This window comes from Synechococcus elongatus PCC 11801, from assembly GCF_003846445.2.
Lineage (GTDB): Bacteria > Cyanobacteriota > Cyanobacteriia > Synechococcales > Synechococcaceae > Synechococcus > Synechococcus elongatus_A.
This window is the reverse complement of the sequence record NZ_CP030139.2, coordinates 1,353,859-1,373,442: the sequence shown is the minus strand read 5'-3', so window position 1 is coordinate 1,373,442 and position 19,584 is coordinate 1,353,859. Positions and strand designations below refer to the sequence as shown.

The following is a 19,584-nucleotide window of genomic DNA, read 5'->3' as shown; positions in this document are numbered from 1 at the left end:
ACTCTAGTTTTTCGTTGCATTCCGTTAAGGACTTGCCGAGGAATGGTTTGGTGAGGAACAGCGCTCGTTAGAGTCGATCTACTTGATGCCTCGCGCTTGCCAGCATGGCTGCCCTGTCAACTGTTCCTTCGCTTCAGTCGTTCAGCGAGTTGCTGGCTTGGGTGCGTTCTGCCCTCGATGCAACCCCGACGGCTCGGCTGCTGAGCCTATCACTGCCTTTACCGCCTTTGGATCCGCTGGTGGCTTGGGGGGTGTTGGGTAGTAGTCGCGATCGCCATTACTACCAGGAACGGCCCGCCACTCAAGAGGCGATTGTGGCCGTGGGGCCAGCGGCACTCTTGGAGTTGAATGGTCCTCAGCGTTTTCAGCAGGCCCAAACCTTTATCAATGCCTGTCTGACCCAGGGGCTTCGCCTGCAAGCGGAAGGGGCGATACTTGGACCCAGTTTTTGTTGCAGCTTTAGCTTCTTTGAAGATGTGACAGGAGCTGCTCCAGCGGCTGCTCCAGCGACCGTCTTTTTGCCGCGTTGGCAGGTGCGCTGCCAAGCCGATCGCAGCGTGCTGACTGCCAGTTTTGCGATCGCCGATCGCGAAGGCTATCGACAACGGTTGGAGGAAGTCTGGCAGGTCTATCGGCATCTACAAGCGATCGCCCCCCAAACCTTTCAGTTGCCGCCGCTGCGCCCCAATCGCTGGATCGAACAACAGGCTAGTGATCCTCAGGTTTTTCGGGCTGGCGTGGAAACCGTCCTAGCCGAGATTGCGGCGGGTCGTTTGCACAAGGGGGTTCTGGCGCGTTGTCTGGAAGCCACTGCGGAATCTGCGATCGTGCCGGAAGGCGTGCTCGATCGCCTGCGGCAGCGCTTCGCGGACTGCGCCATTTTTAGTTGTGGTGATGGTCGGGGTAGTGTCTTTCTGGGGGCAACGCCCGAACGCCTGGCGGCCGTGAAATCGGGGCAGTTGGTGACCGAAGCGCTAGCGGGTTCTGCCCCGCGCGGTGAAACTACTGCAGCTGATCAAGCCTTGGGTCAAGCCTTACAAGCCAATCCCAAAGAACTACAAGAACACCAACTGGTGGCGCAATTTATCCGCCAGACCTTGAATGACCTGGGTCTTGAACCCCGGTTGAGCGATCGCCCTCAACTGCGCCGTCTGTCCAACATTCAGCACCTGCATACGCCGATCGCCGCGCCCCTGCCTGCTGATTTACCACTGCTAGACGTGGTGGCTCAGCTTCATCCCACACCAGCCGTTGCTGGCTTACCCAAACAGGCTGCCGAACAGGCGATTCGACGACTAGAACCCTTTGAGCGATCGCTCTACGCGGCACCAGTTGGCTGGGTGGATGATCAGGGCAACGGGGAATTCTTAGTGGGGATTCGCTCGGCTTTGATTCAGGGTAATCGTGTCCGCCTCTGTGCAGGAGCGGGTATCGTGCCCGGATCCCAACCCGATCGCGAATTAATCGAGGTGGACCTGAAGCTGCAAGCCATGCTTGGTGCCTTGATCTGATCTCTGTCCCGCTGGAGACTTCGCAACCATGACTGCCCGCCTCCTTCTGGCTTACCCAACTCCCGACAGTGCTCGTCCTCTCAGTCGTGAGGCGATCGTGGCGCTGCTGCAAATGGGCCTCAGTGGCCCCGACGCAGATGCCACCGTTGAAGGACTCGACCATCCCGCTTGGATTGCAGCGGTGAACTGGGACCCCAATCATCTCTCGCCCGCCCAGCTTGGCCAGCGGATTCTCTCCCTCCTGGAGCGACGCTGTGCTCCGCCTTTGCCCCAGCGGCTGGTCTTGCAAGGAGAGCAACAGCCCAGCAGCCCCCCGCCCTACGAAGCGCTCTGGCATGTGCAAGCTTTAGTCCAGCAACCCAATGGCCTCACCTCCCAGCAGAGTGAATCGCAATTTTGTCTGTTGGGGGTGGAGCTGAGTCAGGAAGTTTGATCTGCAGCGACCGGCTCGACCAAGATGACAGGAATGGTGCTGACGTCGAGCAGGGTTTGCGAGACAGACCCTAACCGAACTTCAGGCAAGTGCGGTTGTTCATGCTTGCCGAGAATAATTTCGTCAGCTCCCCAATCCTGGGCGCAGCGATCGATGGTTTCGGGAATTGCGCCTTCCCGCAGCCAGAACTGATGGCGAATATCGGCGAGCGATCGCTGAATTTGTTCCTGTAAGGCCAGAAGAGAGCGGTCATCACTGGCTTGTGCAACATGCAGGATCACCACCTCTGCCTCCGATCGCCGGGCTAATTCCGCAGCTTTGAGCAACACGGCGATCGCCAAAGGCGAGGTATCGACGGCAGCGAGCAAGCGCACCGGGCGATCGCGACTGACTTGGGTGGGGTCAACCGGATCACGGCTCAAGAGGCGGGGAGCAAAGGTGGGAATCGCCCAAGCTCCGAGGGGGGCAGTCAGCACAATTGAGAGCACCGCGATCGCCAGAATACTTTGCCCCTCGGGTAGTCCCGCAGCCAGAGGCACACCCCCGATCGCAGCTTGTACCGTGGCTTTCGCTGAATTGCCTGCTAGGAGAAAGCTGCGCTCCCGCCAGTTCCAATTGCTGCCCCAGGTGGAGAGTGCCCAACCCAGACTGCGGCCAACGAGTGTGCCCAAGAGCAAGATCAGGAGCCCCGGTTGCCAGAGTTGCACCAAGGCCGTCAGGGGTAAGCCCGCCCCTAACAGAACAAACAGGGCAATTTGGGCAATCGCCCAAAGACTGTCGAAGCCTTGCCTCAGCCGGCGTGCCAGTGGTGCATCTAGCTCCACAACGAAATAGCCCAGAGCCATCACGGCCAGATAGCCGGAGAAAATGGGCAGTCGCTCGGCGGCAAGGACTAATCCCAAGGCGATCGCAGCGGTCACCAGCGTGTCTTGGGTCAGCGTTTGCGTCCAGCGCTGTTGTCCCAGCATGCGAACGAGCAGTCGCGCCGCGACAAAACCTAAGACGGCGCCCAAGCCAACTTGTAGGAGCACTTGGATTGGCAGCAGGATCCAAGGGTTGATTTGCCCCAGCCCTGGCAGTGTCCAGCCTTGCCCATCCCCTGGGGTCAATAGCGCTAGCAGCAGACTAAACACCAAGAGCAGTAACACATCCGAGAGGGCACTGCCCGTCAAAATGGCATCGGGAATACCCTTGCGCACCCCCAGTCCCAGTTGCTTGAGCCGCAGCATCCCCGGCACAATCACTGCTGGTGATTCTGCCCCGATGACGCAGCCCAGCAGTAACCCTGTCAGCCAGTCAAAGTTCAGTAGGTAATGGGCCGCGATCGCCACCACCAGTGCTTCACAGGCAGCGGGCAAAATCCCCAGTCGCAGCGCTACTGATCCCTGCTGAGCCAGTTTTTCGCGATCGAGCCCAAGACCGGCTTTGACCAGAATGACCATCACGGCGAGAGTTCGCCAGCTGCTGGCTTGCTCCAAAAGAGCTGGACTGAGCCACTGGCTCACCTGAGGACCTAGCAGGATTCCCCAGAGGATCATGCCGATGAGTGCGGGGGCACCAAGGCGACGGCTGACCTGTCCGGCCAGAAAGCCCCCGAGTAAGATTCCTATCCAATTGGCCAACATCACGCCCATTTCCCTACGGTTTGCGTGTGCGGCTAGGGACAAAAGTGGACGATGCACTCGCTACAGATCTCGCCCTAGCCAGAACTGTAGGAGCCATCAGCGATCGGGAGAACCCGAATGCGCGGTTGAGGTGAGCTCCATCACCTTGCCGCTAGCTTACGGCATTTGTGGATGTTGCCGTGCATGAGGATTGGCAGGACGAACACTGAGAAGGGCACCGCAGCTGATGCCAGTTAGGCTTCTCGCAACCAAGCCCAAGCCACTTGATTGAGCTTCAGCCCGATCGCAAATAGCAGCCCCATCAGGAAGATTTGATTGGCAATGATTGGTCGGACGGCCAAGTCTGCCAACAGGTGTGAAAAATTCAGAATCGAATAGAGAACCGTGAAACCAAAGTGCCAGCGTCGGTAAGGGCGATCGCTGCGCTCCGCAGTCAGCATGATCGCCAACATCGGAATCACGAAGAAAATCAACATTCCCCAGAAAATCCCGTTCAGGGTTTGATCACTTTGCTGACTTTCGACGATGACACTGCGACCGTGGAATAACGGCATCAAACCCAACTGGGTGTGGAAGAGCGTACCCAGTAGGAAGCTGCTCCACAGGCTGATGATTTGGAGGGGGCGATCGGGTTTCATTCGTGCAAACCAGCCCAGTTGTGTCGCTAGCTTGGGCACGGGATTGCGGCATCGTGCCGATTCAACCCTTTTTTTTCAGCTGTATTAAGAGGCGATCGCGATCGGTGTTGTTGCCGTTTGTGCGACTAGCTCACCCTCCGCCAGCACCAAGAGATCACCTGGGTTAAGGACTGTCCAGACCTCATCTTGTGTCAGAGGACGGGTGGCAATGATGCTGACGACATCACTGGGGCGCGTGCAGCCTGCAAAGTCGATCGTGTGATCCTCATCGATCAAGCTGGCTTTGGTAAAGGGATAGCGCCGCGTCACCCAGGCTAAGGACGTAGAGCAGTGGGCATAGAGATAGCGTCCATCGCCCAGCAGGAAATTAACAATGCTGGGACTGGGCAGGCGATCGCTAAGATCACGCAGAATTGCTAGCACCTGCTCCGGTTCTGGTTGGACTAGCGCAGCTAGCCGATCGAGGATCCAGCAGAACAGGTGTTCGCTATCCGTTTCCCCTTGGGGCAAGTAGTACTTCAAAGGGCAGCGATCGCGCAGCAGTTCGAATTCGATGTGACCGTTGTGGGCAAACACCCATTCGCGATCGCCCAGTTTTTGTGAGAAGGGATGGCAGTTGCGGGGGTCAACGCTTCCCTGCGTGGCCTTGCGGATGTGGGACAGCGCCAACTTGGACCGGATTGGCACGCGGCGCAGGACATCAGCGAGGGGCGACTCTGCTGCCGGTTCGGGATCGATGACCCGTAGCAGGCGATCGCCAAGATAAAATGCACAGCCCCAACCGTCGCGATGTTCCCCTGTGCGCCCGCCCCGCGCTGAAAAGCCGCGAAACGAAAAGCAGAGATCAGTGGGGGTATTGGCACTCATCCCCAGGAGTTCGCACATCGCTGTTCACCTCGGAACCATGGGCTGCTGCTGATTTAACTCTAGGAGTCCCTAGCCGTTTTGCTACCGCCGTTGCTTTTTGCAACTTTTTCCACTCTGCGGGCTGGAGCAATCCCTGGTGATTGTTCTCGTTTGCAGGTCACCACAACGAGATGACACTTAAGAACAGGGGACTGAAGCCCGTGCAGATCAAGGCTGACGCACTGGTCTCGGCGACAATCGAAGGATTGCTAGGAATTGATGCATGTCTGATGCCATCCTCCGCCTCTACACTGATGGCGCTTGCACAGGGAACCCGGGACCTGGGGGGTGGGGGGTACAGATTCAGTTTGCTGACGGCAGCATTCAAGAGTTAGGCGGGTATGCGGCTGCCACGACGAACAATCGGATGGAACTCCAAGCTGCGATCGCGGCATTGGAGTTCTGGCGTGATCAATCCCCTCAGCAACCGGTGACGCTCTACACCGATAGCGAATACGTCATTAAAGGGATCACGCAGTGGCTCAAGGGTTGGCAGCGCAAGGGTTGGAAGACGGCTCAGGGCAAGCCGGTGCTCAATCAGGATTTGTGGATGCACCTCGATGACCTCAATGCCCCCTTGGTGCAATGGCAGCACGTGCGCGGTCACAACGGCGATCCCAGCAATGAGCGTTGTGATCAAATTGCCCGTAGTTTTGCCCAGCAACGCCCGTTACCGCTCTGCCAACGGTCGGATGCACCACTACAATCGGGGCAGCCACAGCAGGAGCCCGCTAGGATGCCTGAAGTTGTGACCCCAGAGTCGGGGGAGAGCCCCCGCGATCGCAGCCATCGCCTACGTGATGTGCTGGACTGCTTGCAAATTGCAGAAGTCATTGCTGATAAGCAATTTTTAATCACCAGTTCCGAACTCGCGGATCTTATGGACGTCAATGCCAGCGCGGTGACCAGCCGAGGTGAGGAATGGATTTGGCGCAACTGGCGAGTGAAGCGCGATCGCCGCGAGGGCAATCAAATTCTCTGGCAACTGGAACGAATCCGTTGAGTCTGCGTAACTTCTGGGCGATCGCGTCCTAATTCTGAGCTGCTGCATCAATTGCAACCATTGAGACTCACTGCGGTTGCCTATGGTGGAGAAAAGGGGTGGACCTTGGAGCCAGCTCTAGGGATCGTGTTAGACCAGAACGATGGAAAAGGGGTGGTTGCTGGCGATCGCAGCCAGTCTGATTACGTGCTTAGTTCTAGCGGATTTACCGACTTTTCTCAGCCATCACACCTGGATGGGACTGGTTGCCGATCTTGTTGGACTCGTGCTGTGGTTGTTAGCACCGTTCATCGCCGTCTGGGTTGCTGCTCAAAATACGCGCTACTGAAGCAGGCAGAAGGCTTCGGCTAAGGTGAAACAGCAGGCTCGGAGCAAAAAAGCATGCAGAGTGGCTGGCGTATTGGCTCCATTTTGGGAATCCCACTCAGAATTGATCCCTCATGGTTTGTGATCGTGGCGCTGGTCACCTTCAGCTACGCCGAAACCTTCCGATCTCAGCAACCGACTTGGTCACCCGGGCTCCTGTGGGGATCGGCCCTAGCCATGGCGATCCTGCTCTTCGTCTCAGTGTTGGCCCATGAGTTGGGACACAGTCTGATTGCCCAAGCCCAGGGCATCCGGGTCAGCTCGATCACGCTCTTCCTGTTTGGAGGCGTTGCAGCAATCGAACGAGAGTCTCGGACACCCGCCGGTGCCTTTTGGGTGGCGATCGCGGGGCCCTTGGTCAGCTTGGCGTTAGCCCTGTTGCTCTTGATCAGTCAGCTCTGGTGGCCGGTAGGTTCACCCGCGCAAGTGCTGTCGCTCAATTTAGGGCGGCTGAACTTTATCTTGGCGGTGTTCAATCTCATCCCCGGTCTGCCCTTGGATGGTGGGCAAGTGCTCAAGGCGATCGCGTGGAAAATCACTGGCGATCGCTATCGAGCCGTGCATTGGGCTGCGAATTCGGGGCGCCTCCTCAGTGGCGCTGCAATGGCGATCGGGCTATTTAGCTGGTTACTGTTGCCGGGGGGCTTTGGCGGCCTCTGGCTGGCCTTGCTGGGCTGGTTTGGCTGGCGCAATGCCACGGCCTACGATCGCACGACAACCCTGCAACAGGCGTTGCTATCCATCTCGGCGCAGTCGGCCATGAGCCGTCGCTATCGAGTCTTGGAGGGATCGCTGACGCTGCGGCAGTTTGCAGAACTGCTGATCATTGAGGAACAGGAAGGCTTTGCCTACTTCGTGGCCAGCGATGGCCGCTATCGCGGGCGGATCAGTTTGACCACCCTGCGCCAGACCGAGCGATCGCGCTGGGATAGTCTGACGCTGGCGGATCTAGCAGAGCCATTCGACTGCCTACCCTCGGTGCCGGAGACCGCTAACCTCGCCCAGACCATTGTGGTGTTGCAAACGGCGCGACCGAGCTACGTCACAGTCCTCACCCCCAGCGGGGCAGTGGCAGGCATTATTGACCACGCCGATGTGATTCAAGCCCTCGGCAAAAAGCTGGGCTTCCAGCTCCCGCCCAGTGAGCTTCAGCAGATTCGGGGTCAAGCGACCTACCCCGAAGGCTTGCCCCTAGAAATGCTGGCGCAGTCGGTTCTTAACAACTGAAGTCGCCGTGCCGTCAATGTTACGATCGCCGCCACAAGCGTGGAGTTTGTCTGATGGCTTTAGCAGTGGGTAGCCCCGCACCCGACTTTACAGCGCTGGATGATGCAGGCCAGAGCATTCAGCTCTCGCAGTTTCGGGGTAAGACTGTTGTGCTGTACTTCTATCCGAAGGACGATACCCCAGGTTGCACGAAAGAGGCGTGCAGCTTCCGTGATTCCTACAGTGCTTACCAGGGCAAAAACATTGTTGTCTTGGGCGTCAGTACCGATGATTCCAGCTCTCACGAGCAATTCAAAACCAAGTTCAGCCTGCCATTCCCGTTGGTGGCCGACCCCGATCGCAGCATCACCCAAGCTTATGACGTGGATGGCGGTGGCTATGCCAAGCGGATCACCTATGTGATCGACGGTGACGGGCAGATTATTCGCGTCTACGACAGCGTCAAAACTGACACCCACGCAACCGATATTTTGGCGGACTTGGGGCTCTAGGAGCAATCCGGGTGCAATCGGGGCAGGGTCGTTGCTCTGCCCTGATTGTGGGAAATTCTGTGCCTCGGTCTTCGCCTGTTTTCAAGGAGCATTTTTCTGAAGCGACGTGCTTTGTTGCTGGTCAATCGGCGATCGCGCCGTGGTCGCAGGCTCCTGCGTCCGGCGATCGCCCAGCTCGAAGCAGCTGGCTTGGAGTTGGTGCAACCGTTGCTAAGCCGCCACAGCGACTATTCCGATGTGATTGTGGCTCATCGCGATCGCGTCGACTTAGTCATTGTCGGTGGTGGTGATGGCAGCCTGAATGCTGCCGCGCGGGGGTTAGTCGAAACGCAACTGCCGTTGGGTGTGCTGCCGCTCGGAACCGCTAATGATTTAGCCCGCACCTTGGCGTTGCCCACCGATCTCAATCAGGCCTGTCAAGTCATTGCCCAAGGGCAAACCCAAGCCATCGATCTCGGCTGGGTGAACGGCTACTACTACTTCAATGTGGCGAGCCTGGGGCTGAGCGTCAAAATCACCCAAGGGTTGACCTCTGGCGTCAAACGTCGCTGGGGGGTGTTTGCCTACGCGCTAGTTGCGCTGCGATCGCTCTGGCGCTTCCGACCTTTTCGTGCCGAAATTCGAGTTGGCGATCGCGTGCGCCAAACGAAGACAGTGCAAATTGCGGTTGGGAATGGTCGTTACTATGGCGGGGGGCTGGCTATCGCCCATGATGCGGCGATCGATGACCAACGGCTCGACCTTTACAGTCTTTCGATCGATCACTGGTGGCAGATTATTCCTCTGCTACCTGCGCTCTACCACGGTCGCTATCCGACGCCACTGACCGAGCAATGTGGCCCTGGGGAAACCATCGAAATCCGTACTCGTCGCCATCGTCACATCAACACCGATGGTGAAATTCACACCACGACCCCAGCTCGATTCCGCGTCATCCCCCAAGCCCTGCGAATTTTTGTGCCTGCCACCGTCACGGGATCGCCCCCAGCCCAGTAACGGTTTTCAGCAATTCGCTACTCTGAATCCAGCAGTGAGACATTCCATCATGGATTTACTGGTGACTTGGCTGGTGACGGCCTTTGCCTTGCTGATTGTGGCTTGGCTGCCCACGGGGGTTGAAATTGAGGGTTTTGGCAAGGCCCTGATCGCAGCCTTAGTCTTTGGGCTGTTGAATGCTTTGGTCAAGCCGGTGCTCCAAATCTTGGCGCTGCCTTTCAACATCCTGACCCTGGGCCTCTTTAGCTTTGTCGTCAACGCGATCGTGTTTGCTTTGGCGGCAACCTTGGTGAGTGGCTTCAACCTGCGTAATGGCTTTTGGTCCGCATTGCTGGGCTCGATCGCCCTCAGCTTGGTGTCGCGCCTACTGGGTTTGCTGCTGCCGAGTTCTTAAACAGCGATCGCCTGTTCTTCAGCGAGCAAACAGTCCTTGGGGTTTGATCAGCAGCACGGCAATCAAAATCACAAAAGCCACAGCCAGCTTGTATTCCGCAGGTAGCCAGTAGGTGCTGAGTTCCTGCGCCAAGCCAAGAATCAAGCCCCCTGCGATCGCCCCATAGGGACTACCAATCCCGCCGAGGATGGCGCTGGCAAATAGCGGCAGGATCAAATTCCAGCCCATGGTCGGTCGCACAGCAGTAATCAGGCCATACAGTCCGCCCGCGATCGCAGTTAAGCCACCGGCAATCACCCAAGTCCAACGAATTACTGTTTCAACGGGAACGCCGCTGACTCGTGCCAGATCTGGATCATCAGCGATCGCTCGCATGCCCTTGCCGATCGCGGTGTGCTGCAGAACCAAATGGAGCAGAATCAAGGCTGCGGCTGCTCCAAGAATGACCAGCAGACTATTGAGGGTGATCCGCAACCCCAGCATGGTTAACGCTGGCTGAACGGCGAGCCGATAGGCTTGGTTGCCAGCGCCCCAAATCAAAATCACTAGATTGCGCAGCAACAGCGATAGACCAATCGTCAGGATGATCAATGTGGTGTTGTTCACCCGTTGCCGTCGCAGCGGTTCCCAGAGGATCGACTCTCCTAGTAAACAAAGAGCGATTGTGGCGATCGCCCCTAACGGCATGGCGACCCAAAGACTCAATCCGGTGCTGTTCGCGACAAGTGTGAAATAAGCACCGAGGGTTAAAAATTCGCCTTGGGCAAAGTTGGTCAGCCGCAAAATGCCATAGATCAACGTCAGTCCGGTGGCTGCAAGCGCCAGTAAGCTGCCGTTAGCCAGACCATTCACGGTGAGTTGAGCCAATTGGGCGAGGTCTGGGCTGGCCATCCCACGGTCAGGTGAAACGTCCTCCAAGTTTTATCATCAAGGCGCAGACAGAGGCAGCAGTCGATGGATTGGCTCGTCATTGGGGGTGGCTTGACGGGCGTGGCAATCGCCTATGAATTGCAGCGGCAAGGATCTCAGGTTCACCTCGTTGATCCGCAATTACCCGAGACGGCTGCCACTCGCTTTAGCTATGGCGGCGCACCCTTTTGGGCTGCCACCAGTCCAGCGCTCGCGGATGTCTTTACTGAGAGTCGGCGGATCTATGCCGAACTGAGTGCTGCGACGGGGCTGACCTTGTGCAGCGATCGCCAAATCCTGTTGACCTGCAGTGAGGGTGATCAAATTGCGATCGCGCAATCGCTGTTTGCCAACCTTGCCCAACCGCCGCAATTACTCGATCGCGCTGAAGCGATCGCCCAAGAACCATTACTCGCTGATGGCGAGACTGTGGCAGCCTTTGTCAGCCCGCATCCTATCTACGACCCAGAAACGGTTGTGCTGGCTTATCGCCAAGCCTTTCTGGCGATCGGCGGACAAATCAGCTGCGATCGCATTGAAGCCATTCAGCCTCAAGTTCAAGGCAGTCAGCGTACATATACCGCCGATCGCCTTGTGATTGCTGCCGGAGCTAGCAGTATCGCTTGGGCGCGATCGCTGGGTTATCGCTGGCCGCTCTATTTCAGCCATGCAGAAATTCTGGAAACGCCGCCGCTGGATTTGCGGCTCCGCGCGATCGTCATGCCTGCATTACAGCAACGATTCTCGCTGGAACGGCAAGCAGATCAATGGGACTGGGACAGTCCAGAAGTACCAGCAGAATTTGCCAGCATTCTGGATGCAGGAGCCGTGCAACTGAGCGATCGCCGCTATCGGTTGGGGCAAATCAGTCGCCTTGCAACCTGTCCAGAGGATTACTGCTCAGCAACTGAAAGTGAGCAGCAGATTCGTGTGGCTCTAGCCTCCGTTTTGCCAGCTGTTAGTGTTTTACCTGCCACTCGCCATCACTGCTATGTCAGCTTTAGCGCTGATGGCCTGCCCGTCGCGGGTCATACCCTCGAACATCCACAGGTCTATTGGTTCACAGGCTTTAGCGGCCCCTTTGCTTGGGTGCCCGGATTGGCCCGTCACCTCGCTTCAGTGTGGTCACAGTCACTAACGATCGATTCACTAGCCTGCCAAGTCTCTCCTCAGCGCTGGTCAATGGTCTGAGCGATCGCACTTTTTCCTCAGGTTTTAAGACGACAAGCATTGATAAAAGCAACAGTTCTTCGATACCAAGGGTGTGCCAGCACACCTAGGTCTGGCTGAGGTTTTTTTAGTGTAAAAACATCAAGTTTTTACGGCCCTTTATGCCTGAATCACTGTTCACCCGTCGAGACTTTTTACTGGGTGGTACAGCCCTCGCTGGTACCTTGTTGTTCGATAGCTTGGGCGACTGGCGTCGTCGCGCAGAAGCTGCCGAGACTGAAGTTAACTTGTATTCTGGTCGGCACTACAATACCGACAGCCAGATCTATCGAGAATTTACCCAAAAAACTGGAATCAAAGTGAATTTGATTGAGGGTGAAGCAGATGCTCTATTAGCGCGGATCAAGAGCGAAGGCAGCCGTAGCCCTGCTGATGTTTTCATAACGGTGGATGCTGGTCGGCTGTGGCAGGCAACCCAAGCGAATTTGCTCAGGCCATTGAGTCAATCGCAAGCGCCCAAACTGTATCAAGCCGTTCCCGCCAACCTTCGCGATCCACAAGGTCGTTGGTTTGCACTTTCCAAGCGGGCACGGGTGATTATGTATAACCGCGATCGCGTCAGTGCTAGCCAACTCTCAACTTATGAAAATCTAGTCAATCCTCGCTGGCGCGATCAAATCCTCGTACGGAGTTCTAGCAATATCTACAACCTTTCTTGGGTTGGAGAGATGATTGCAGCAGACGGTGCCGCTAAAACAGAGGCTTGGGCTCGTGGCCTCGTGCAGAATTTTGCTCGTCAACCCCAGGGTAATGACACGGCTCAAATTCTAGCTTGTGCGGCTGGGATTGGTTCATTGGCGATCGCAAACACCTACTATTTAGTCCGACTCTTCAAGTCAAGAAAGCCAGAAGAACGAGAAGCAGCTAAAAAAATTCGGGTTTTCTTCCCCAATCAAAAAGGTCGTGGCACCCATGTCAATATTAGTGGTGCTGGTATTCTCCGTACGGCACCCAATCCACGAGCTGCGCAACTCCTACTTGAGTTCCTGCTCAGTAGTCAAGCTCAGGCAATTTTTGCCCGAGGGAATGGAGAATATCCAGTTCTAAGAGGTGTTTCTCTGGACCCCATCTTGGCTGGCTTTGGCCGATTTAAAGAATCTACAATCAGCGCTGCTGTCTTTGGTGCTAATAATGCCCAAGCGCTGCAATTGATGGATCGTGCAGGCTGGAAATAAGGCACTGCCTGATCATGAAACCTCCTCCCAGCAACCCTGTGTAGGTCAACGATGGGAGGAGGTTTTTCAATGGTTAGTTTTAAGGGAAATCGCTTACTTAGATCTCAACAGGATCGATTGGTAAGAGTTGCGTGAGATCAGGGACTAATAAGCGTTGCCCACTAAGACGAATTAATCGTCCCTCTGCTTCAAACTGATTGATTAGTTTGGTAATCGTCACCCTAGTGCTGCCGATAATATCTGCCAGAACTTGATGGGTGAGGTGCAAGTCCAACATCCAACCATGCTCAGCTTGCAGACCAAAACGCAGGGTGAGCCAGTGCAGTAGGCGCAGCAGTCGACTGGGAACTCGACGCAGTCGGATGATGCTCAGGAGTTCCTCTACCTGCTGCAGTTGTAAAACGAGAGTACTGTCGAGGTTGTCGAGCGGATCGGCGATCGCGGTTGCAGTGACCGGCGTCAGACATTGCAACTCGTAGGGTTGCAGGCGTGAAAGCGAGCCGCCAATCCAGTCACCGGGACCCCAAATCCCTAACGTGATCAGCTCGCCAGCTTCATCCCAAGTGAGGCTGCGAACAAAGCCTGTTTGAATGCACCATGTCGATTGGGTTGGCAAAGAGGTATTGCGACTCCAGACTTGGATGCCGGCAGTAGCGGATCGCAATGGGACAACCTTGCTATTGGCGATCGCGGCTTTTTTCGGAGTGAGATGGCTGGCAATCATGATGAAAATTATTTTCCCAACAGCGGCTTGAGCGAAAAATTAGTCAGGTGAAACTTGAACAGAACTGAGAATTTGAGCAGACATGTGCAGGATGTAAAGACTCAGCTAACTGCCGCGATCGCAGCCGTGGCAATGCGCCAAGGAGCTAATAATTCAGAAGCTTCTTGGGGAGAAAGCTGCGACAGGATTTTGTTATCTGAGCTGCAACGGACATTGATGCCCTGCTTGCAGCGCCCTAAGCAACCGCTGGCGCGAACTTCAACAGCGCAGGTTTGTGCTTCAGCCTTGAGGCGATCGCACAACTCCAGCGCCCCACGGCGCCGACAGGTTCCCTTCGTGCAGACCTCTAAAACAGGGACTTGGCGCTGAGTGTTGGACTGAACAGAAGCTAGTGCGGGTAAACCAGCAGGGTCAAAGAGCACCCGTTCAGCCTTGAGCTTCGGAGGCAGTCCGAGTCCTTGAAAAGATTGCTGGCCTTCAATTCGCAGCGGCTGACCCATCGCGAGTTTCTGCCAAGGCAAACGGCGGAGTGGCTTGGCAAGCTTGAGGGTATAGCGATTACCACCCCCACTTTGGACTTCAATCAAGCGCACTTCGACTGTATCGGTCGGATCTGTTAGGCCCAGAAAGTAGCCTTCAAGATAGAACGGCAATTTCATCGTTGTTGCTCCTGATAGACCGGTAGTTGCCAACAACTCTCCAAAAAGCTGGATAGGCTAGGGCGATCGCGTTGAATCCATTGGCAAATGCTCCAGACTTGGATCGCTTGCAGTGGTGTTTCGATCTGAATTCGCAGGGGATGACAAGGAGTGCAGTAGCAGTCAAGCGCTAACTCACAACAGCGGTGATAGCAGTCCCAGCGAGTCGTGCTATCGAGATCGAGTTGAATCCAGTACAAAGGCTGACGAGAGTCCACAGTCTTGCCCCAATCACAATTTGTGAATCTAGAAATTGAAACTATTCAGCAATTAGCCAAATGAACAGTCCTGTCGATTGCCGAGGTAATTCAGGAATACTGCGCGATTGAAAGGGAAGGCCTCAAGGCACATCGATTCAATAGTTGAGAATGGGTTTCGCTCAGTGCCCAAAGCTTCTTTCCTAGCCTGTTTACAATGGCGCTATGCCCTGTTGAGACGAGAGTAGATCTGCCATGACAAACACAGGTTTGGTGCAATCTTTTAGCCAAATTGAGCCCAATGTCTTGGGTCTGGAAACGTCGGTAACGAGTCAGATTTGTGAAGGCCTGAACCGTGCCTTGGCCAGTTTTCAACTGCTTTATTTGCAGTATCAAAAGCACCACTTCACGGTGCAAGGTGCTGAGTTTTACTCGCTCCATGAGTTTTTTGAAGAAAGCTATGGTGCGGTGAAAGATCATGCTCACGACTTGGGTGAACGCTTGAATGGCTTGGGCAGCGTTCCAGTTGCCCATCCGCTCAAGTTGGTTGAGCTGTCCTGTTTTGCGATCGAAGACGACGGCGTCTTTAATTGCCGGACGATGCTGGAGCATGACTTGGCAGCGGAGCAGGCCATTTTGACGTTGCTGCGGCGCTTGACAGCTCAAGCAGAAAGTTTGGGCGATCGCGCTACCCGCTACCTGCTGGAAGGAATCTTGCTGAAGTCCGAAGAACGGGCCTATCACATTGCTCACTTCTTGGCTCCTGACAGTCTCAAGCTCGCCTAAGTCGCCATCAACTGAATAACTCTCAAGAACGGCAGCAAGCTTCGGCAAGCTGCTGTTTTTGTGGAGGTTACGGCTGTCAACAGGCTGGAAGGACATCCGCGATTCCACAGTTGAGAATTAATCCTAAGTTTTTGACTTAAGGGAGACTTTAACACGTTTTTTCAGTAGTGCAACTTATTCTCAATAAGCAGGCGCTAAGTTGCGACAAGCGGGGCAAATGCCAGCAATCAGCAGCTGACCATTCAGTAATTGAAAGCCGTGGCGAGCGCTAATGCCTTGGCTGAGCTGGACAATGCGATCGTCAAAAAACTCAGTCACCGCCTGGCAATGGAGGCAGGTGAGGTGGTGATGAATGCCCTCGCGATTCAGCTCATAGCAACGCTGTTTGCGATCGAGGGTAATGCAGCGGAGCCACCCAGCTTGGCAGAAGTTGTCGAGACTGCGGTAAACCGTTGATTTTGATAAGGGTTGCTGGCGATCGCGAAGACAGTGTTGCAAATCGAGGGCACTGAGATGTTCGCCCTGAGCCAGTTCCTCAAAGATTTCAGCAATCCAGTAGCGCTGCGGCGTGAGGCGATAGCCCACCTGCTCTAGGGCCTTGCGCAGTGCGGCTGCCCGGACGGCTGTGAGTGAGGAAACGGTCACTGCTGACATCAGTTGAAAGTTAGTTGCAACTAAAGCAGCGCCAACCTAAGATAAACAGAGTTAGATGTCAATAACAGCTGTCAGTAATTCTCAAGTCCAAGAGGTCTGCATGACTGTGTTGCCCAAGATCTCTCACTTCGGCGGTAATGCTCCGGTGCTGAACTGTGAGGCAGGGATTCGCCTAACGATCGCGCCGCTTCATTGCACGCTCTCGGTGCTGGAGTTGCCTTCGGCCATACGAGAAGCACTGCAGTTAAGACCGCATCAGCAGATCCAAGTTGAGGCGCGATCGCCCTTGGGATCTGTACTGGTGCGCATCCTGCCCGATCGCCTCATTTCACTCGGGCCCGATTGGGCTGCTGCGATCGCCGTACAAAGTCCTGAGTCGTCGATGAGTCTCAGTACAAGTGCTAGCCAGAAAAGTTCGATGAGCTGACCGGAGAGACAGAGATGCTCAGCTCACTGACTCATGCATCGCAACTTTCACGCGGATTGAAGGGTGAAACGGATTGGCTTAGCCGAGCGGTTCAATCGGTGCTAAGCGCGGATCCAGAATGCGCTGCCCCGTTGCACCACTGAACTGAACCACAATCGACTGGCGATCGCCCGCCCCAAAAATTCGGGTGACGCGACCAACGCCAAACTGACGATGTTGGAGGCGATCGCCCACTTGCCACTGGCGAGCAGGCTGTTGTGACTGGGCAACTGTGGCGGCATTTGCTGCGACGCGATCGCGCAAACTCGTGCGTCGTTCAGTCGTGGCTTGGGGGCTGATGCTGGGAATGGGTTGGTGGCGACTACGCGGCGACTGACCAACAATCAGTTCAGCCGGCAACTCGCTCAAAAAATTGGAGGGAATTGCAGGTTCGCGGCCGCCACCCCAAAGCCGACGAGCACTGGCATGGGTCAAAAACAGTCGCTCTTGAGCGCGAGTGATCCCGACATAGCAGAGGCGTCGCTCTTCTTCGACAGCGCGCGGATCGTCGAGTGAGCGGAAACTAGGGAAGAGTCCCTGTTCTAAACCAACTAGGAAGACAACAGGGAACTCCAGCCCTTTCGAGGCGTGAAGTGTCATCAAAGAGACTTGCTGATTCGCCTCTTTGCTGTCGGCATCTGAAGCTAGTGAAGCTGTTCCCAGAAAGCCAATCAGACTGGGATCGTCGTTTTCTTCTTCATATTGAATCGCTGCATTGACTAACTCTTCCAAGTTGCGGCGACGATCTTCATCTTCATCAGTGCCACTGCGTTGGAGCTCAGCAATATAGCCCGATTGTTCTAAGAGTTGGCGAATCAGTTCAGAAGGTCGGAGTTCATCGGCTTGGTTTTGAAACTGCTGAATTAAAGTTGCGAATTCAAGTAACCCTCTAGCTGATCGCCCTGCGAGGTTTTGCACTGTTTCTGCATCGCGCAAAATTTCCCAGAGAGGGACATTTAACTCCTGCGCAGCATCAACGAGTCGACCAATGGTAGTTTTGCCGACGCCCCGTTTGGGAACGTTGACAACTCGTAGCAGGCTAACCGCATCAAAGGGATTAGCGATCGCCCTTAGATAAGCCAAGATATCTTTGACTTCGCGGCGATCGTAGAAGCGCAAGCCCCCGATCACGGTGTAGGGAACATTCCAACGGACTAATGACTCCTCAAAGGCTCGTGATTGAGCATTAGTGCGGTAGAGAATCGCAAAGTCGCCCCAATTTAATTCAGGATTCTGTTGCTCAAGCTGACGAATTTGCTGAACCACATATTCGGCTTCCGCAATTTCATCATCGGCCCGATAGCAGGCGATCGCTTCACCACTGCCTCGGGTGGGTCGCAAAACCTTATCGATTCGCTCAGTATTGTTGCGAATTAGCTCATTGGCAGCCTGAAGAATGTTTTCAGTCGAACGATAGTTCTCTTCGAGTTTGACCATCGTGCGGGTGTCATCATCCGGCAGGCGATCGCCAAAGTCATCCTGAAAGCCCATCAGAATCGTGAAGTCAGCCGCACGGAAGGAATAGATCGATTGATCAGCGTCCCCGACCACGAAGACTGAGCGATGCTGCCACTGATCGAAATCTCTTGTTTCAGCACCGTTGGTCGTCAGCAGTCGAATTAAGTCGTACTGGGTGCGGTTGGTGTCTTGATACTCATCAACCAAAACATGGCGAAAGCGTTGGTGCCAGTAGGCTAGAACTTGCTCATTTTGTCGAAAGAGTTGAACTGGAATCAGCAATAAATCATCGAAGTCAAGAGCATTATTGGCAGCGAGCTGATCTAAGTAGCGGCGATAAACTTCCCCGATCACACGGCCGCGATAGTTCGGCTGCTGTCGTTCAAATTCATCGGGTGACCAACCATTGTTCTTTGCTGAGCTAATCGTGTAGCGAACAGACTTCGGTTCAAATCTCTTGGTGTCTAGATTGAGTTGATTACCAACAATCTCTTTGATTAAGCCTTGGACATCATTTTCATCAAAGATTGAGAACTGCTTCGTCCAACGACGGCCATTCGGATCACAATACTTGTCGATATCAAAGCGAAGAATCCGCGCACAAACTGCGTGAAATGTACCAATCCACAAATCTTTTGTGACTTCGCGATAGACGCGCGATCGCAGTTGGGTTTGCTCAATCTCCCGTAGCGTTGTGAAGGGTTGGCCATACTGCAATTCCGCCAGTTGTTGCGCGAACAGCCGTTCCAGCCGCTCCTTCATTTCCTTTGCGGCTTTGTTGGTGAAGGTCACCGCCAAAATATTTTCTGGATCGACGCGATGCTGCCGCAGCAGATGGGCAATCCGAAAGGTCAGTGCCCGGGTTTTGCCAGACCCAGCCCCGGCAACCACCAGCAGCGGACCGCTGTAGTGTTCGACGGCTCGACGTTGAGAAGTATTGAGCTGGCTAAGGAAGTCGCTGGACATTGCGCTCGCGAACAGGGCTGTTCCTCAGCCTATCGCCTCTGGTCATCGCTCCGCTTTCTGACTCGGGAGCGATCGCTCTGTGAGGGAGGTTGCGCCCTGTGATCAAAATCACAGCCATCACTGATTTCAGTCACGGCGAACGCTTAATGCTGCCGCGAGAGTGAGGACAACCTCTCTTGAGGTCTCGTTCCTTCGACTCCCTCAACAGCCATGACTTTGACTCCGAACGCCCCTTTCCCTGCTGTTGCTCAACTGGCTGCGATCGCGATCGGTCTGACGGGCGTGATGCTGCCTGTTCAGGCCTATCCAGCTTGGACCACGCAAGATGACTACGAATTTGTCCGCAGTTTCACGACTTCTTTTCAAGCGCAGATGGGTTATGCCCCCAGCGATAGCTTGGTGGCTTGGAGTTTGAACTGCGTTAAAACCAGCTACACCCAGTCCGTGGTGAGCGGCGTCAATCCCAATGTTGCGGTGAATACTGCGATCGCGGACTGCGGCCGTGCCCTCCAGAGTGTGGTGGGTAATGGCAACGGCGGCAACAGTCGGGGCAGCACCCTCTACAACTCCTCGGGGGATTCCAGCCTCTCGAGCGATTCCAATGGCTGCCTCTACTTCTCATCAGGATCCTTTTCCAGCTCTACCTCCTACTCGACCTGCTGATTACTAGATCCATCCCGTCATTCCACCCAGTTTTGGGGGTTCAAGACTGCTCTGGCAGTCCCTCTCGA

22 protein-coding genes and 1 riboswitch are annotated in these 19,584 nt (G+C 55.2%); of the genes, 13 read left to right on the top strand and 9 right to left on the bottom strand.

The features are described from left to right. Positions 1 to 104: 104 nt before the first annotated feature. Positions 105 to 1,511 carry an isochorismate synthase gene (locus DOP62_RS06575; protein WP_208676254.1) on the top strand — a complete coding sequence of 469 codons (1,407 nt, stop codon included), beginning with the start codon at positions 105 to 107 and terminating at the stop codon, positions 1,509 to 1,511. A 28-nt stretch (positions 1,512 to 1,539) separates the two neighbouring features. Then, a complete protein-coding gene (locus DOP62_RS06570; RefSeq protein WP_208676256.1) occupies positions 1,540 to 1,944 on the top strand; it encodes a hypothetical protein in 405 nt (134 codons plus the stop codon). Here the strand turns inward: DOP62_RS06570 and DOP62_RS06565 are convergent. The 3 genes from DOP62_RS06565 to DOP62_RS06555 form a co-directional block, all read right to left on the bottom strand. Beyond that, complete coding sequence (locus DOP62_RS06565; protein ID WP_208676258.1) at positions 1,932 to 3,569, bottom strand: cation:proton antiporter; 1,638 nt, start codon at positions 3,567 to 3,569, stop codon at positions 1,932 to 1,934. The two genes, DOP62_RS06570 and DOP62_RS06565, sit on opposite strands and share 13 nt — an antisense overlap. Positions 3,570 to 3,649: 80 nt before the next feature. Further along, positions 3,650 to 3,723: riboswitch (Fluoride riboswitch) on the bottom strand. Between the two features lie 79 nt (positions 3,724 to 3,802). After that, entirely contained in the window at positions 3,803 to 4,246 is a 444-nt protein-coding gene (locus DOP62_RS06560) for a hypothetical protein (protein ID WP_338460878.1), read from the bottom strand. A gap of 45 nt (positions 4,247 to 4,291) precedes the next feature. After that, the gene (locus DOP62_RS06555) at positions 4,292 to 5,092 is read right to left on the bottom strand and encodes a class II glutamine amidotransferase (protein ID WP_208676260.1); all 801 of its coding nucleotides are present in this window, start codon (positions 5,090 to 5,092) and stop codon (positions 4,292 to 4,294) included. 244 nt (positions 5,093 to 5,336) lie between these two features. Between DOP62_RS06555 and rnhA the strand changes: the two genes are divergently transcribed. The 6 genes from rnhA (at position 5,337) to DOP62_RS06525 (ending at position 9,590) form a co-directional block, all read left to right on the top strand. Then, on the top strand, positions 5,337 to 6,116 hold the full coding sequence (gene rnhA, locus DOP62_RS06550) for a ribonuclease HI (RefSeq protein WP_208676262.1): 780 nt from the start codon (positions 5,337 to 5,339) through the stop codon (positions 6,114 to 6,116). 142 nt (positions 6,117 to 6,258) lie between these two features. Beyond that, positions 6,259 to 6,444, top strand: coding sequence for a hypothetical protein (locus DOP62_RS06545; protein ID WP_208676264.1), 186 nt, complete (start codon positions 6,259 to 6,261; stop codon positions 6,442 to 6,444). A gap of 53 nt (positions 6,445 to 6,497) precedes the next feature. Then, positions 6,498 to 7,709 (top strand): site-2 protease family protein, encoded by a 1,212-nt coding sequence (locus DOP62_RS06540; RefSeq protein WP_208676266.1) that lies wholly within the window; start codon positions 6,498 to 6,500, stop codon positions 7,707 to 7,709. A 53-nt stretch (positions 7,710 to 7,762) separates the two neighbouring features. Beyond that, on the top strand, positions 7,763 to 8,200 hold the full coding sequence (locus DOP62_RS06535) for a peroxiredoxin (RefSeq protein WP_208676268.1): 438 nt from the start codon (positions 7,763 to 7,765) through the stop codon (positions 8,198 to 8,200). A 45-nt stretch (positions 8,201 to 8,245) separates the two neighbouring features. Then, positions 8,246 to 9,196, top strand: a complete 951-nt coding sequence (locus tag DOP62_RS06530; protein ID WP_338440836.1) for a lipid kinase — start codon at positions 8,246 to 8,248, stop codon at positions 9,194 to 9,196. 49 nt (positions 9,197 to 9,245) lie between these two features. Then, positions 9,246 to 9,590 carry a phage holin family protein gene (locus DOP62_RS06525; protein ID WP_208676270.1) on the top strand — a complete coding sequence of 115 codons (345 nt, stop codon included), beginning with the start codon at positions 9,246 to 9,248 and terminating at the stop codon, positions 9,588 to 9,590. 18 nt (positions 9,591 to 9,608) lie between these two features. On the opposite strand, the gene DOP62_RS06520 is transcribed toward DOP62_RS06525, so the two are convergent. After that, positions 9,609 to 10,481 carry a branched-chain amino acid ABC transporter permease gene (locus DOP62_RS06520; RefSeq protein WP_338440835.1) on the bottom strand — a complete coding sequence of 291 codons (873 nt, stop codon included), beginning with the start codon at positions 10,479 to 10,481 and terminating at the stop codon, positions 9,609 to 9,611. Between the two features lie 63 nt (positions 10,482 to 10,544). Here DOP62_RS06520 and DOP62_RS06515 point away from each other — a divergent pair, with 63 nt between their 5' ends. Both DOP62_RS06515 and DOP62_RS06510 read left to right on the top strand, forming a co-directional pair. After that, positions 10,545 to 11,690, top strand: coding sequence for an NAD(P)/FAD-dependent oxidoreductase (locus DOP62_RS06515; protein WP_338440834.1), 1,146 nt, complete (start codon positions 10,545 to 10,547; stop codon positions 11,688 to 11,690). Positions 11,691 to 11,830: 140 nt separating this feature from the next. Further along, positions 11,831 to 12,904 carry a Fe(3+) ABC transporter substrate-binding protein gene (locus DOP62_RS06510; protein WP_208676274.1) on the top strand — a complete coding sequence of 358 codons (1,074 nt, stop codon included), beginning with the start codon at positions 11,831 to 11,833 and terminating at the stop codon, positions 12,902 to 12,904. Between the two features lie 97 nt (positions 12,905 to 13,001). On the opposite strand, the gene DOP62_RS06505 is transcribed toward DOP62_RS06510, so the two are convergent. From DOP62_RS06505 to DOP62_RS06495, 3 genes are all read right to left on the bottom strand, one after another. Beyond that, complete coding sequence (locus DOP62_RS06505) at positions 13,002 to 13,628, bottom strand: Crp/Fnr family transcriptional regulator (protein ID WP_208676276.1); 627 nt, start codon at positions 13,626 to 13,628, stop codon at positions 13,002 to 13,004. Positions 13,629 to 13,729: 101 nt separating this feature from the next. Next, complete coding sequence (locus DOP62_RS06500; RefSeq protein WP_208676278.1) at positions 13,730 to 14,287, bottom strand: (2Fe-2S) ferredoxin domain-containing protein; 558 nt, start codon at positions 14,285 to 14,287, stop codon at positions 13,730 to 13,732. Further along, positions 14,284 to 14,544, bottom strand: a complete 261-nt coding sequence (locus DOP62_RS06495; protein ID WP_208676280.1) for an Asr1405/Asl0597 family protein — start codon at positions 14,542 to 14,544, stop codon at positions 14,284 to 14,286. Before DOP62_RS06495 ends, DOP62_RS06500 begins: the two co-directional genes overlap by 4 nt. Positions 14,545 to 14,778: 234 nt before the next feature. Here DOP62_RS06495 and DOP62_RS06490 point away from each other — a divergent pair, with 234 nt between their 5' ends. Beyond that, positions 14,779 to 15,309: a Dps family protein gene (locus DOP62_RS06490; RefSeq protein WP_208676282.1), complete on the top strand. Its 531-nt coding sequence runs from the start codon at positions 14,779 to 14,781 to the stop codon at positions 15,307 to 15,309. Positions 15,310 to 15,489: 180 nt separating this feature from the next. Here DOP62_RS06490 and DOP62_RS06485 read toward each other — a convergent pair whose 3' ends face one another. Further along, on the bottom strand, positions 15,490 to 15,963 hold the full coding sequence (locus DOP62_RS06485; protein ID WP_208676284.1) for a Fur family transcriptional regulator: 474 nt from the start codon (positions 15,961 to 15,963) through the stop codon (positions 15,490 to 15,492). A 100-nt stretch (positions 15,964 to 16,063) separates the two neighbouring features. Between DOP62_RS06485 and DOP62_RS06480 the strand changes: the two genes are divergently transcribed. Further along, positions 16,064 to 16,390: a hypothetical protein gene (locus DOP62_RS06480; RefSeq protein ID WP_261790025.1), complete on the top strand. Its 327-nt coding sequence runs from the start codon at positions 16,064 to 16,066 to the stop codon at positions 16,388 to 16,390. A 78-nt stretch (positions 16,391 to 16,468) separates the two neighbouring features. Here DOP62_RS06480 and pcrA read toward each other — a convergent pair whose 3' ends face one another. Beyond that, positions 16,469 to 18,853 (bottom strand): DNA helicase PcrA, encoded by a 2,385-nt coding sequence (gene pcrA / locus DOP62_RS06475; RefSeq protein ID WP_208676288.1) that lies wholly within the window; start codon positions 18,851 to 18,853, stop codon positions 16,469 to 16,471. A 210-nt stretch (positions 18,854 to 19,063) separates the two neighbouring features. Here pcrA and DOP62_RS06470 point away from each other — a divergent pair, with 210 nt between their 5' ends. Continuing rightward, the gene (locus tag DOP62_RS06470; RefSeq protein ID WP_208676290.1) at positions 19,064 to 19,516 is read left to right on the top strand and encodes a hypothetical protein; all 453 of its coding nucleotides are present in this window, start codon (positions 19,064 to 19,066) and stop codon (positions 19,514 to 19,516) included. Positions 19,517 to 19,584: the final 68 nt, after the last annotated feature.